The sequence below is a fragment of the Undibacterium sp. RuRC25W genome (assembly GCF_049339825.1).
Lineage (GTDB): Bacteria > Pseudomonadota > Gammaproteobacteria > Burkholderiales > Burkholderiaceae_D > Undibacterium.
Genome location: NZ_JBMPPD010000009.1, coordinates 37,374 through 51,432 on the forward strand (window position 1 = coordinate 37,374; position 14,059 = coordinate 51,432).

Annotated in this window: 9 protein-coding genes; 4 read left to right on the forward strand and 5 right to left on the reverse strand. The window is 46.1% G+C overall.

Going from position 1 to position 14,059, the window contains the following annotated elements; genetic code table 11:
• Nucleotides 1-2: 2 nt before the first annotated feature.
• From ACO0KV_RS06205 to ACO0KV_RS06225, 5 genes are all read right to left on the reverse strand, one after another.
• Nucleotides 3-614, reverse strand: a complete 612-nt coding sequence (locus ACO0KV_RS06205; protein ID WP_423040975.1) for a sensor histidine kinase — start codon at nucleotides 612-614, stop codon at nucleotides 3-5.
• Nucleotides 611-2,236, reverse strand: coding sequence for a response regulator (locus tag ACO0KV_RS06210; protein WP_423040977.1), 1,626 nt, complete (start codon nucleotides 2,234-2,236; stop codon nucleotides 611-613). Before ACO0KV_RS06210 ends, ACO0KV_RS06205 begins: the two co-directional genes overlap by 4 nt.
• A 175-nt stretch (nucleotides 2,237-2,411) precedes the next feature.
• Nucleotides 2,412-2,936 carry a GNAT family N-acetyltransferase gene (locus ACO0KV_RS06215; RefSeq protein WP_423040979.1) on the reverse strand — a complete coding sequence of 175 codons (525 nt, stop codon included), beginning with the start codon at nucleotides 2,934-2,936 and terminating at the stop codon, nucleotides 2,412-2,414.
• A gap of 119 nt (nucleotides 2,937-3,055) precedes the next feature.
• Nucleotides 3,056-4,087: a Leu/Phe/Val dehydrogenase gene (locus tag ACO0KV_RS06220; protein WP_423040981.1), complete on the reverse strand. Its 1,032-nt coding sequence runs from the start codon at nucleotides 4,085-4,087 to the stop codon at nucleotides 3,056-3,058.
• A 298-nt stretch (nucleotides 4,088-4,385) separates the two neighbouring features.
• Nucleotides 4,386-5,012 carry a hypothetical protein gene (locus tag ACO0KV_RS06225; RefSeq protein WP_423040983.1) on the reverse strand — a complete coding sequence of 209 codons (627 nt, stop codon included), beginning with the start codon at nucleotides 5,010-5,012 and terminating at the stop codon, nucleotides 4,386-4,388.
• Between the two features lie 381 nt (nucleotides 5,013-5,393).
• On the opposite strand from ACO0KV_RS06225, the gene ACO0KV_RS06230 reads away from it, so the two are divergent.
• The 4 genes from ACO0KV_RS06230 (at nucleotide 5,394) to ACO0KV_RS06245 (ending at nucleotide 13,722) form a co-directional block, all read left to right on the forward strand.
• On the forward strand, nucleotides 5,394-6,566 hold the full coding sequence (locus tag ACO0KV_RS06230; protein ID WP_423040985.1) for an efflux RND transporter periplasmic adaptor subunit: 1,173 nt from the start codon (nucleotides 5,394-5,396) through the stop codon (nucleotides 6,564-6,566).
• A gap of 3 nt (nucleotides 6,567-6,569) precedes the next feature.
• Entirely contained in the window at nucleotides 6,570-9,773 is a 3,204-nt protein-coding gene (locus tag ACO0KV_RS06235; protein WP_423040987.1) for an efflux RND transporter permease subunit, read from the forward strand.
• Nucleotides 9,774-9,978: 205 nt separating this feature from the next.
• Nucleotides 9,979-11,535: an oligopeptide:H+ symporter gene (locus ACO0KV_RS06240; protein WP_423040989.1), complete on the forward strand. Its 1,557-nt coding sequence runs from the start codon at nucleotides 9,979-9,981 to the stop codon at nucleotides 11,533-11,535.
• 462 nt (nucleotides 11,536-11,997) lie between these two features.
• Nucleotides 11,998-13,722 (forward strand): methyl-accepting chemotaxis protein, encoded by a 1,725-nt coding sequence (locus ACO0KV_RS06245; protein ID WP_423040991.1) that lies wholly within the window; start codon nucleotides 11,998-12,000, stop codon nucleotides 13,720-13,722.
• The last annotated feature ends 337 nt before the right edge of the window (nucleotides 13,723-14,059 follow it).

The window sequence follows — 14,059 nt, forward strand, 5'->3', positions numbered from 1 at the left end:
GTTCAGGCAGGGAGGCGTAAGATAAACAACGCACCATGCTGATTCAATAATTGAATCTCGCCATGGTGGTGATCGTTTTTGTGTAATGCTGCGATACGTCTAGCCAAAAGTAGTCCTAAGCCTGTGCCATGTAAGCTGACGTGGGAAATTGGTTCGTCCTCTTCAATGAACGATACCGGAAAACCAGGGCCATCGTCATGGACACTGATTTCTAAGAACGCCCCTACTTGTTTTGCGCTGATCACTATCTGATGCTGTGCGTAACGAAGCGCGTTCTGTAAAGCGTTCACTAATACCATGCGAATTAAGACTTCGTCGTACATCCAGAACACAGGTGAAGCACTCGTTTCTGATTGAATTAAAATGTCTGGTTTTTGAATGTGATTGATGGTCAGTTCGGTCACCAATTCTTCGGGTGAACAAGAGTTGATATGGATAGGCAGCGTTTCATGCTCGGTACGAAAGAATATTAATAGCCTCGACAGCATCTCAGAGGCGCTGAGCATTGCTTGTAAGGTTGCTTCATCCCCCCTTATTTCAGCAGCTCCGGCGATGTGTGCTAATTGGTTTTTGACGTCGTGTATCGTCAGACTAGCAATCGTCATCAGGCTCATGATCGCGATTCGGTAGGATATTTAGATTGAATTTTTTGCAGAATGTGCGCGACTTCTTTTAGTTTCGGATGCTCTTTGTTCGCTTTTTCAATGACTTTAGCGAAACTTTTTGCCTGTCTGAGTTTGCCGATGTCGAATTGATTCATGAATACATCTGCAAGTAAGGCGACCGCTGCGTTGGCAACAATTTGCAGGTTGTTGGGTAGCCGGAATGCTGCCTCTGTCAGCATTTGCGCAGCTTCTGCGTAGCCGCCTGATTTTGCTTTCACGACGGCTTCGTTATTGAGTTTGACGACTTCTTGTGCGGATTGTTCGATGAGAATTTTTGTCGCTTCTTCGCCGCCATGATTTTTATAGATGTCAGATACGGCTTTGACCACAGCAGCAGAATCAGGATTGTTCTGTAAGAGATGCTTGACAATCCCTTCAGCGGCGTCAGGTTTTCCATTGACAAGGCAGGCTTTGGCAATCAGACATGCCAGCTCGTCGGCAATGTCATTCGTCCCACCCTCCAGCGCTTTTGCCAGTGCCTGTTGAGCGAGTTCTGGCTGACCTGTTTTAAAGCGTACCTGTGCTTCAACGGCAGAAAGTGCCCGCGAGGTACCCGTGTCTTTAAAGTTGATGTTCGCTTCGTCAATGATGCCGCCAGCTTTTTGAAGGTCATTCATTTCCAGATAGGCATTACTTAATTTTGCATAGTCAGCCGGATTGCGCAGTGGTGAATTTTTGGTTTTCTTTAGTACGGACGTCAGAATACTTTCGACGCGTTGAAAATCACCATTTTTTTCGGCAAGTTCAACGATGGAACGTTGTCGGTTGAGTGAGTTGGGTGCTACACGGCCTGCCTTTTCAAGGATACTTATTGCAGCGGCGTCATCGCCTTTCTCAGCATGAATTTTTCCTAAAAGATCATACGCGGAGAGCAATTGAGGTGCATCATTGATGAGCTCGTTTAATAGTTGCTTGGCGAAATCAAACTGGCCATTTCCTTTCATTGCACGGGCCAGGCCTAATCTGGCCCAAGGTAGTTTTCGTTGAGAAATCACCCGTTCATAAAAGAGAATGGCTTCTTGATGTCTGTCAGCCATCAACAATGCATTTCCTTTGATGCGCATAGCATCGATCAGGTATTTATCCGGTCGGCTGATCATTTCATCGCAAGCGTCAATGATTGCAGACCAATTGCATTGGTCGTGGAGTTGATCGATTTTTTGAAGGTGTAATTTTCTCTCGATCAAACGCGCAAAACGGGAGCGCAGAGTTTCAGCAGTAAATGGTTTGAGTAAGTAATCATCAGGCAAACATTCGGCTGCGGTAATGACGCTCTCGTATCCCGTTTCTGCAGTAATCATAATGAAGTTGACTGCGCGCTTAATCAGGTTTCCGGTGCGTAAATATTCCAAAAACTGCTGACCATCAGTGGGGCCACCTAGGTAGTAATCGCACAGGATGACATCAAAACGTTTGTGCGCCAGCAATTCGAGTGCGTCGCGTATGTTGGCAGCGACGCTCACATTCTGGATATCGAGTGAGCCAACCTGGCTGCGTAAGGAGCTTCGCATATCAGCCATGTCATCGACAATGAGAACGCATTTGTCGCGGTACGAAATAGGTTTGGTCATAACGATTGATGATGTGGCGCTACATTGTGTCTATTTTTTTTAGGATGCAGCAAGTCCCTGGATGCTTGTTATTGATTCAATCCATGCATGCATGGGACTGACCATAATGGACGCAACGCCTTGTGTATATCGCTAGGATTGGCGATGGTAGGAAAACAAGATAAAAATTATCAAACTATGAGCGATGTTGCCAGACATCCTTGCTGATGGTGTAGACCGCGACATCTTTGTCATGCCAGCGCTCGATCCCTTTATAAGTCATGCCAAGTTTTTTCATGACATGTGATGAGGCTGTATTTTCAGGAATGCAAATTGCACAGAGTAAATCAGCATTGAGCTGGTTGAATGCAAAAGCAGCCATCGCTTGTGCCGCTTCGGATGCATACCCTTGTGCCCATTTATCTGGACGTAAGCGCCATCCGACTTCGAGCGGGTTGGCTGGGTCGCGGCCCAGATGCTGTATACAACCTGCGCCGATAAGATCATTATTTTCAATATCGAAAATACTCCACCACGAGTGGCTAAATTCTGCCCACCGGTCTTTAACGCGAACGATCATCTCCAGCGTCTGTTCACGCGATTCGGCTTGGCCTGTGATGTAACGCATCACCAATGGGTCACTATTTAACTTACACAAACCTTCAAGGTGGTGGTCGGCGATCGGCTCCAGACGCAGACGCTTTGTGGTGAGAATGGTCATTGCTTGTCACTTTCAGAAGAAGCATCGTGAAGCCAACATTATCGTAAAATCTTGCAGGATTCAAATAAAAAAGCCATCTGCGTTGAACAGATGGCTTTCTCGTCAGCGTGCTTTAAGGTTTAGCGCTTGAATTTCAGTTCTGCAATACGGTCCGCAACAATACTTGTTGCCTGACCTTCCGCATCAGCACGGGCAAATATTTCTGCTAAGGTGTCACCGATACGACGAACATGCGCGTCCATGCCATCTTCTGGTGTGTTCAAGTACTCGTAGCAGACTTTGATAATACCGCCGGCATTAATAACGAAATCTGGTGCGTACAAGATACCTTTTTGACGGCAAGCTTCACCGATCTCTGGTGTCGCTAACTGGTTATTGGCTGCCCCTGCCACGATTGTGGCTTTAAGACGGGACAGTGTGTTTTCATTCAGCGTGGCACCGAGTGCACATGGGGCATAGATATCGGCTTTTACATCGTAAATGGCATCGATACCGACCACTTCAGCATTTAACTCTTCTTGTGCACGTTTGAGCGCACCTTGATCAATATCGGCAACGATCAGCTTCGCGCCTGCTTCTTTTAAACGACGGGCATAGTCGTAACCAACATGTCCCAGACCTTGCAGTGCTACTGTCAGGCCTTCCATGGAGTCACGTTTTAACTGATGTTTGACAGCAGCCTGTGCGCCAACAAAACAACCTAATGCAGTGAATGGGGATGGATCACCACGATCACCGAGACCTGCAACGTATTTTGTTTTGCTCGCAACGCTTGCCATATCGGCGGGGCTGGTGCCGACGTCTTCTGCCGTCACGTAACGACCGCTAAGACGTTCAAGTGCTTCGCCCAAAGCTTCGAACAGGGCAGGGGTTTTGTCGGTTTTTGGATTGCCAATAATGACGCTTTTACCGCCGCCAATAGGCAGACCGGCAACGGCGTTTTTGTAGGTCATGCCACGCGAGAGGCGCAGTACATCGCGCACAGCTTCGGCTTCGCTGGCATAGTTCCACATCCGGCATCCACCCATGGCTGGACCGAGATTGGTGTTGTGAACAGCAATAATTGCTTTCAGGCCCGACTTTGCTTCAGAAGCAAAGACGACTTGTTCGTGGTTATCAAAGTTGATTTCGTTAAATACAAAAGCGGTCATGCTTATGGCTCCGCGCAGAAGACTGACTCAAAGTGCCGGATAAGGCTGAATCATATTCTGCAAAAAAGTGAATAAAAGTAATGAAAATGGGTAAAAATGTAAAAAACAAGCAATGAATGACGGGCTGTTGTCATTAATGCATTTAGGTGGTGATTGTGTCACGCGGGGCGAAGTATAAGGTAGGAGAGGGTGTTAACTCAAATATTATGGTTATTTTAATATGTTGCTATTTTCAGGCGATCTTTATCCGCTGCATCGCTGCTTGAACGAGGCGTTATTTTTGCTCGATACGCTGACGTTATGCAGCTACTTTATTCGCTTTAGCATGCAATAACGCAATTAATTCGGCCGTGTAACGTGTCTGGGATTTCACGCAATAGCCGCGGGAGTAGGCGTTCATAAAGCCGTGTTTTGTCCCCTTCACCAATTCGACGGGATAACCTCGTTGGTGGAGATCGCTGACTAGTTCAGTCGTTGCGAATGCCACTTCATGTTCCGCAAAAATCAAACGCACTGGGCACGCCGGCTTGATATCGCGATAATCGCGGATACGCGAGCCATAAAACAAGACAGCGGTGTGAATTTTCTGCATATGAACGTGCTCACTATTGATCCAGAGCGCACTTGCACCGGCGCTGAAACCAATGATGAAACGTAAATGATCATGTTGGCTACAAATGCGTTGCAGTTTCTCTGCATAGCGCGCAATACCACCATCGATAATGAATGCCTGATAGGCATCTTGTTCTGTACGAAATACAGGTTCCGGTGTATCCCACGGGCTGACGACGATTGCGCTGGTACCTAGTTGACGTACCAAGCTCGCCACTGCTGGTGTGTGGCCAAAGACATCCGTGGCAATTAAAACGGTCGCTTGGGAGAGGGGCTGGCTAGAGATGGACGTGGAGTTAACTGAGGAAGACACAAACAATGACGGAAAAGCAAAGGAGGGCGGAGACTACCGGACTTAGGCTTAATTTGCAAGTGGAATAAGGCAGTACGTTGTACTACGAGTGTGCTTATGGCGTTTGAAACAGTGTATTAACCCGTTGAATATAAATTAGTTTTTGAATTGTTCAATGCTTGATTGACAAGAACTTTAAGTCTCATAGATACTGCTTAGCTGATAAGAAATATCCATAAGAGCCGCCCCGCTATCTTCTGCGAAGTGCACCGATACTCGGATTGTCAGCGACATGATCGTGCTGCGCGAAGTCCGGTTTTTTGGTGGCTTGGATAAATAATGTTCATAGAATGCTACTTCATTTTCATTTGATTTGAATTACCTGAAATCCGGAGACTCACCATGTTACGACTTAGTTTGATGACGTTAGCTATTACCTTAGTACTGGCGGGCTGTAATAAAGACAAACAAAATGACGCAAAAGAAGGTGCTTCGGCTGCATTGACAGATCAGCCTTTGTTAGTGACACAAGAGGATCTGTTGTTGATACATAGTAATGCACTCTCTTCGGGGCCCGTGATTACAGGTTCAGTCGAGCCGGAGCGAAAAGCCGATTTACGTGCGGAGCTATCTTCAGTCGTTCTACAAGTGTTTAAGGAAAATGGCGAGACTGTAAAACGAGGTGATTTGCTCGTTCGTCTTGACGATACCTCTATCAAAGATAGTCTGCATTCGGCAGAAGAGGCAGAACGTGCGGCGGTACAAACGTTTGATCAGGCTGAGAGACAATTTCAGCGTCTCAAGACACTGCGGGCATCCGGCATGACCTCCACACAACAACTAGAGGACGCGGAGATCCGTCGCAACAATACCCAAAGTGATCTGGTCGCAGCGAAAGCACGGACAGTGCAAGCACGCCAACAGCTACAACGCACCGAAATTCGTGCACCATTTGATGGTGTCGTCAGTGAACGTAAAGTGTCAGCGGGTGATACAGCACAGTTAGGTAAAGAATTAGTGAAGGTGATTGATCCAACCAGTTTGCGGTTTGAAGGTCTGGTGTCCGCCGACAAAATCAACAACGTCAAGATTGGTCAATCTGTCCGTTTCCATATCAATGGTTACGGCGAGCAGGAATTTAGCGGCAAGGTCAAGCGTATTGATCTGGCCGCCAATGCGACGACGCGTCAGGTGGAAGTGTTAGTGAGCTTTGATGATAAATCTCTACCACGCGTTTCTGGTCTCTATGCTGAAGGTCTGATTGAGTCGACAAGCACCCAGACATTGACTATCGCCAGCTCTGCTTTAGTTCGAGAGGGAGATAAGTCTTATGCATGGTTAGTCAAGGATGGGCATATGAATAAAGTCATTTTACATGTTGGACAACGTGACGCCCGCCATGGTGATTATGCAGTGCAGGCCGGTCTGAAAGAAGGAGATAAGGTGATACGTAATCCGATTTCCACTTTGAAAGAAGGGCAGAAATTGTCGTTAGTCGCTTCAGCATCGAGTCAATTGCCACAAGCTGTTCCTGGTATCGCGCCGCAAACAGTCGCCATTCCAGCGGGGAAATAAGCCATGTTCTTATCCGATTTCAGTATTAAACGTCCCATCGCGATGATTGTCATTATCATCGCGTTGATGGCGTTAGGCTTGCTGGCGTTGAAAAAACTTAAAGTCAATCAGATCCCCGATGTGCAGCAACCGGTATTGGTCGTCAGTATTCCTTATCCTGGTGCTTCACCAGATACGGTCGAACGCGAGATTATCAATCGCGTTGAAAAAGCCATGCAGAGTATTACCGGTGTGTATCAACTGCGCTCAACGGCAAATGAGGGTTCAGCGACGATTGTCCTGATTTTTAATTTTGGCAAAAATATGGTCGAAGCCTCGGATGAGGTACGTAATTCGATCGCTTCCGTTCGCTATAAATTACCCGTAGAAATGCGAGAGCCAGTATTGGAGCGCGTTGATCCTTCTGCTCAACCGATTATGCAATTGGCGCTCTCGTCAGATTCACTAAGTCATGCCGAAATTTCGCGTAAAGCAGAAGATGAGTTAGCCGATAAATTTCGTGCCATTGATGGTGTGGCAACGGTCACGGTTGATGGTGCATTGCGACGCGAACTCAGCGTCCTGCTGCATGCCCAAAAGTTACGTGAATACAATGTTTCTGTTTCCGAAGTCGTGAATGCTTTGCGCAACCAGAACACAACTGCACCGGTAGGTAAAATTACCGGGCATTTGACTGAGCAGAGCATACGCTTAATTGGTCGCATCGAATCGCCACAAGAGTTTCAGTCGATTGTCGTTAAAAAACGGGGTAATGAAATTATTCGCTTAGCGCAAGTCGCAGATATTGCGGATAGTTTTTCTGAAATCAATGGTTTTAGCCTGCATAATGGTAAGCCCAATGTCGGCATTTCTATTACACGTTCACGCGAAGCGAGTACCGTTTCTGTGGCAAACCGTGTCCGTGATCTCGTCAAGGAGATGAATAAAACATTTCCAGTCGGTACCAAAATAGAGGTCACGCAAGATGGCGGTAAAGATGCTGAAAGTAGCCTCAATAACGTCATTGAATCATTGATGTTTGGTGCCGTGTTGACGATCTTCGTTGTGTATGTATTTTTAAATTCATGGCGTTCTACGTTAATTACTGCACTGAGTTTGCCGACCTCAGTGATCGCTGCTTTTATTGCGATCTGGTTGAGCGGGTTCACTCTCAATTTTATGACCTTGTTAGGATTGTCATTAGCGATTGGGGTTCTGATCGATGATGCGATCGTTGTGCGCGAAAATATTGTCCGACATATGGAGATGGGTGTCGATCGTCGTACAGCGGCAAGCAACGGCACCAAGGAAATTGGTTTGGCGGTTGCAGCGACAACTTTTTCAATTATTGCAGTTTTTATTCCGGTAGCATTTATGCCGGGTATTTCGGGTGAATGGTTCCGGCCATTTGCTTTGACCGTTGCCAGTTCCGTGTTGGTCAGTTTATTTATTTCTTTCACGCTTGACCCTATGCTTTCAGCATATTGGGGCGATCCGGTAGGTCATCACCTGATGCCTAAAAAAGGCATTAGTCTGGTGTTGGCCAAATTTAATAGCTGGTTTGATCATCAGTCAGATCGCTATGGCAACGTCATCGCCTGGGCGCTACATCATCGCGTCTGGATGGCATTGATTGCAGCGGCAACATTTGTTGGTGCAATCGCATTACATGCCACATTGGGTGGCTCCAGTTTTTTACCCAGTTCGGATAATGGCACGATCTATATTGATATTCGCACCCCTTCTTCATCGAGTCTGGAATATTCTCGCCTCAAAGTAGAGAAGGCAGCTGAGTTAGCTCGTTCAATGAAAGTGACTCAGGCAACCAATAGTACGGTCAATAGCGGTGGAGGACGGGTATATGTTGACATCGGCAAAAGTACAGAGCGCAAACAATCTGCAGCAGAGGTTGCCGTTGATTTACGTAAGTTATTGGTGCAAGTGATTGGTGCCGAGTACGTTGTGCAGGATGATCTGAGTAACGGCGGTGGTAAACCGGTACAGATTAATTTTTCCGGTCCTGAAGCCAGAAAGTTATTGACGATTGCCAATGAGTTTATGGATAAGTTACGGCAGGTTAACGGTGCTGTTGACGTGGGCCTGTCCCAGCAAGAGCCGAAGGATGAATTACAGATTGAACTTAACCGTGGTTTGGCAAATTCACTCGGTATTTCTGTCAATGATGCCGCGCAGGCACTCCGTGTCGCTTTCGCTGGCGTTGAGGTTGGAGATTGGGTTGATCCTACCGGTGAAGCTCGGGATGTTGCCGTACGATTGCATCCAGATGACAGAATGAATGCAGAAAATATTGAACGCTTGCCGATTGCTGTGAATAACAGCGACACCATGGTACCTTTGGAACAAATCGCTAAAATCACCATGGGAAAAGGACCCTCCCAGATCAAGCATACCGATGGCAAACGTATGATGGCAGTATCGGCGAATACGCAGGGGCGCTCACCTGGAGAAGTGACTGCTGATGCGCTGAAAATCGCGAAGTCAATGAGTTTTCCTCCAGGTTATGCGTTAGATTTGGGCGGCGCTGCCCGAGATCAGAAAGAATTATTTACTGAAATGGCGATTGCTCTGGTGATGGGGATTGGGTTGATGTATCTGATTCTTGTCATGCAGTTTGGGTCATTCACCGCGCCGATCGCTGTGATGCTATCCCTGCCACTGAGTCTGATTGGCGTGGTAGTGGCGTTGCTTCTTACGCACGGCACACTCAACCTAATGAGTTTTATTGGCATCATCATGTTGATGGGCTTAGTGGCAAAGAATGCGATTTTATTGCTCGACTGCGCACGTAAGCGTGAGGAAGAGGGCTTTGATCGAGAGGAGTCTCTGATGTACGCAGGCCGTAAACGCTTACGACCAATCTTGATGACAACGTTCGCTCTCATTGCGGGGATGCTACCTGTAGCGATTGGTATGGGTGAAGGGGGCGAATTTTATCGTCCCTTGGCGATTGCGATTATTGGTGGGACGATTACCTCGACTTTGTTGACGTTACTGGTTGTTCCTACTTTCTACGACAGTATAGAAATTTCTCGTGATCGTATGGTGGCGAAATTTCGTTATCGCGCAGCGCGTTGGAACGCTTTATTTGCTGGGGTGCTCACCGCTATTGAGGCGTTGTTGACGATAACACTGATCCGGTTTATATATCGGATACCTTTCCGCCTCTTCCGCAAAAATAAACCGTCGTCTGTTTCGTCTGTTATTTAGGTATCATTGGCAAGCAGTAAAGTGGATCAAATCTTACTTGACTTGCCAGTTTTAAATCAGGATACTCGCTCGCCGTTGCTTATCTGAATAACGGCAGCAACGTTTCCAGATACAAGTCTGAGGACAATATTCTTAGACTTTTTAGAAGCGGCCTTATCCAGGCCGTTTTTTCATTTTCAAAAAAATTATTGAACTGGAGATATAAATGAGTCAAACAGCAGCAACCGCTGTGCAGCCCAAAATGCCGCCACAAATACCTTATATCATCGCCAATGAAGGCTGTGAGCGCTTTAGCTTTTATGGAATGCGGAACATCCTTACCGTATTCCTGATTAGTAGTTTGCTCTTGTCGATGCCGGAAAGCGCACGCGCCGGTATGGCAAAAGAAATTTTTCATACGTTTGTGATTGGGGTGTACTTTTTCCCGTTGCTCGGTGGTTGGTTAGCGGATCGTTTCTTTGGTAAATACAATACGGTGTTCTGGCTCAGCCTGGTCTATTGTGCCGGGCATGCATGTCTGGCGATGTTTGACGATAATCCACGCGGATTTTATGTCGGCTTGTTTTTGATTGCGCTAGGTTCTGGCGGGATTAAGCCACTTGTGTCATCGTTTGTTGGTGACCAATTTGATCAAAGTAATCGTAGCCTAGCGCAAAAAGTATTTGATGCGTTTTATTGGATCATTAATTTTGGATCTTTTTTTGCTTCATTACTGATGCCGATTTTCCTTAAGCAATTGGGGGCCAGCGTGGCATTTGGTATTCCCGGTATCCTGATGTTTATCGCTACGATTATTTTCTGGTCGGGTCGGAAAAAATATGTTCACGTCGCCCCCGTTGTTAAAGACCCTCATTCCTTTCTCAATGTGGTGCGTACAGCGTTAGTGACGAAAGTAGACGGTCAATCCCGTACAGGCCTTTTCATCGCTGTCGCAGGTGTGGTCGTGGCAATGACTGCGTTGGCGCAGACGCCGACATTAGGCCTGGTGCCTGCATTTTGTCTGGCACTTGTTACCCTGCTAGGTTTTGGTGGCGTTGGGGCGTGGATACAATTGGACCGCGCGTATGGCGTACATCCCGATGCGACCGTCGATGGTGTTCGCTCTGTTTTGCGAGTGTTGGTTATCTTTGCGCTGGTGACGCCATTCTGGTCGCTCTTTGATCAGAAAGCATCGACGTGGGTCGTCCAAGCTGACTCGATGACAAAACCGTCGTGGTTCCAGTCGTCGCAGATGCAGGCCTTAAATCCGATGTTGGTGATGCTGTTGATCCCATTCAATAATTTGGTCCTGTACCCATTTTGTAGACGTATCGGATTTGAGTTGACGGCCTTACGTCGTATGGGATTGGGGATCGCTTTTTCTGGTATTGCCTGGATTGTGGTCGGATTGTTGCAGTTAGCCATGGATGGTGGCGATGCGCTGTCGGTGACCTGGCAAGTCTTGCCCTACGCGCTACTAACATTGGGTGAAGTATTGGTCTCAACCACTGGCCTTGAATTCGCTTACGGACAAGCACCGTTAGCGATGAAAGGCGTGATCATGAGTTTCTGGAGCCTCTCCGTTACCATCGGTAATCTCTGGGTTTTATTGGCAGATGCGAGCGTGAAGAGCCCGACTGTTTTAGCGCAAATTAGAACCACTGGTATTAGCTCAACGGCATTTCTGATGTTCTTTTTTGCTTGCTTTGCACTTTTAGCGGCACTGATTTTTGCTTTTTACGCCAGAAGTTACAAAATGCTGAATAATTATCGACAAGCATAAGAACGAAATTTATCAATACTAAAATAATCAGCGAGGCAATAGATTTTGGCCTATCCTTGATTATTGACTAAGAGATAGCGGCAATGGTTATCTCTTTTTTTTTGTCATTTTTTTGCATTAGTGGCTTTCACGAAATTTATCAAAAAACACCAATTTTTTCTTTTGTCATGCAATAACTGGACTAAAGTAATAAGCGCGATCGTCTGGGTTGCAACACCCAAGTCTCGTCGATTTTTTTGAGAGTTCGTTCTCTCTACGAAGAACAATAGTTAATGCGTTTTGTTGGTGAACTATTATTGCTGAAGAATGTGTATTTATATTGAAAATAACAATATTTATATATTGCCGTGCGGGAAATGACCTATTGTTATACACATTGGAGTCACTTACCTGAAAGTGAATGCCAATACTATAAATATATTGTATTTAAGTAATATTAAGATAATTTGAGGGGATTCGAAAATGACCATTGCTAAGCGCCTATATATATTGATTATTTTTGTCGGTATTGCAATGTTACTTGCCGCTGGTCTCAATTTATATCAAATCCAACGGGTATTTGATGCTGCAGACTATGCTAATGCCAACACCGTTCCAAGTCTAATTGAAATAGATGGTGTAAGTGATAACGTTGACAATATGCGAGTTAAAATATGGCAGAGTCTCGCGGCAATGGATACCGAAAAAAAGAAAAAATATTACACTGGTATCGAGAGTGATAAAGCAAAGGTAGAAAAAGCACTAGCCAAATACGAAAAGGACGATATTTCTGATAATAAAGATAAAGCTTTATTAACTGATGTTCGGACTAAGATCGCAGCGTATTACGCACTTCTTAATCGCGTTATCACCAAAGAGATAGATGGTAAGCATGAAGAAGCTTTGCAAGAGATGTTCAGCAGTCACGACACAATCGAGCAAATGACCACGGCGATACAAGCACATCGTCAATACAATAGACAACTCGGTGATACAGGATCGAATGATGCAAAACAAACCCTAAACCATGCAAACTGGCTCTCCGCTGGAATTAGTCTGATGTCAATTTTAGTGATCACCATCATGGGGTTGAGTTTGATTAAGAAAATTGTCGGTTCACTGGAAGAAGCAATTAGAGTGACGACGGCAGTTGCCGCAGGTGATTTGACCCAACAAATTGATGCGTCTGGTTCCGATGAAATTGCCCAATTGATGAGCTCAATCAAAGAAATGGCGAGCAGCCTCGAAGTGATTTGTACAGAAATTCGTCAGGGAACGGATGCGATCGCAACAGCGTCTGCAGAAATTGCCACTGGCAACATGGATTTATCATCCCGCACCGAGCAACAAGCGGGTGCATTGGAAGAAACCGCCTCGTCGATGGAAGAACTCACCAGCACAGTTAAACAAAACTCTGACAATGCACGTCAAGCGAATACATTGGCGAGTGCTGCGGCCACGGTTGCAGTTGAAGGTGGTTCGGTTGTTTCTCAAGTTGTTGAAACGATGGCCGCGATTAATGATTCATCCAGAAAAATCGTCGATATCATTAGTGTTATTGATGGCATTGCTTTCCAAACAAATATTCTCGCGCTCAATGCTGCTGTTGAGGCTGCTCGTGCTGGAGAACAAGGTCGTGGGTTTGCTGTGGTTGCCGCTGAGGTCAGAAATTTAGCGCAACGTTCTGCATCTGCAGCAAAAGAAATTAAAACGTTGATTGATAACTCCGTAGAAAAAGTCGACTCCGGAACACGCTTAGTTGATCAGGCTGGTGTGGCGATGACGAATATCGTCACTAGTATCCAAAAAGTGAACGATGTCGTCAGTGAAATCAGCAATGCCAGCCATGAGCAGAGTGCCGGTATCGATCAGATCAATCATGCGGTCATTCACATGGACGAAAGTACGCAGCAAAATGCGGCGTTGGTTGAGCAGGCAGCGGCGGCGGCTTCTTCATTACAGGATCAGGCAACTCGCTTAAGCCAAGTCGTTTCTGTTTTTAAATTGCACAACAGCACGACCACTGGCGGGGCGCCAAATCACGCGCAACGTCAACCCGCTAAGCCACGCACTACAAGCTCTGCGGGTCATCAGACGCTGACAGTAAAACCAGCGCCAAAGCAAGCGCCAAAATCCCGTCCAGCAGCACCCGCGCTCAAGGCGAGTAAATCGAATGCAGCTGCAACAGACGAGTGGGAAGAATTTTGATCTCTCATTTCAGATGACACGCAGTCTCGGGATTTTCTTAGGTTGTTGACGTCTTAAGGATGGAATCAAAAGCAGTGGCACCATGAAGAAATTTTCTTTATGGTGCTTTTTTTTGAACCACATTTATTCATGTTGCCATTCAGATCGATGTGGCATCGTTGATGCATTCAATTAAAGAAATAGCGACGATGTTAGACGTGATTTTTAATTCGCTACTTCAAATAAAACAGCTTTCATAAGTATTGAGTTTTATCAAAACTTTTCATCTTAAGTAGAGTAATCTCAATCGCATAATCGTCGAACATGCTGCTTGTCGTTTTTTTAACGACGGCTTCTC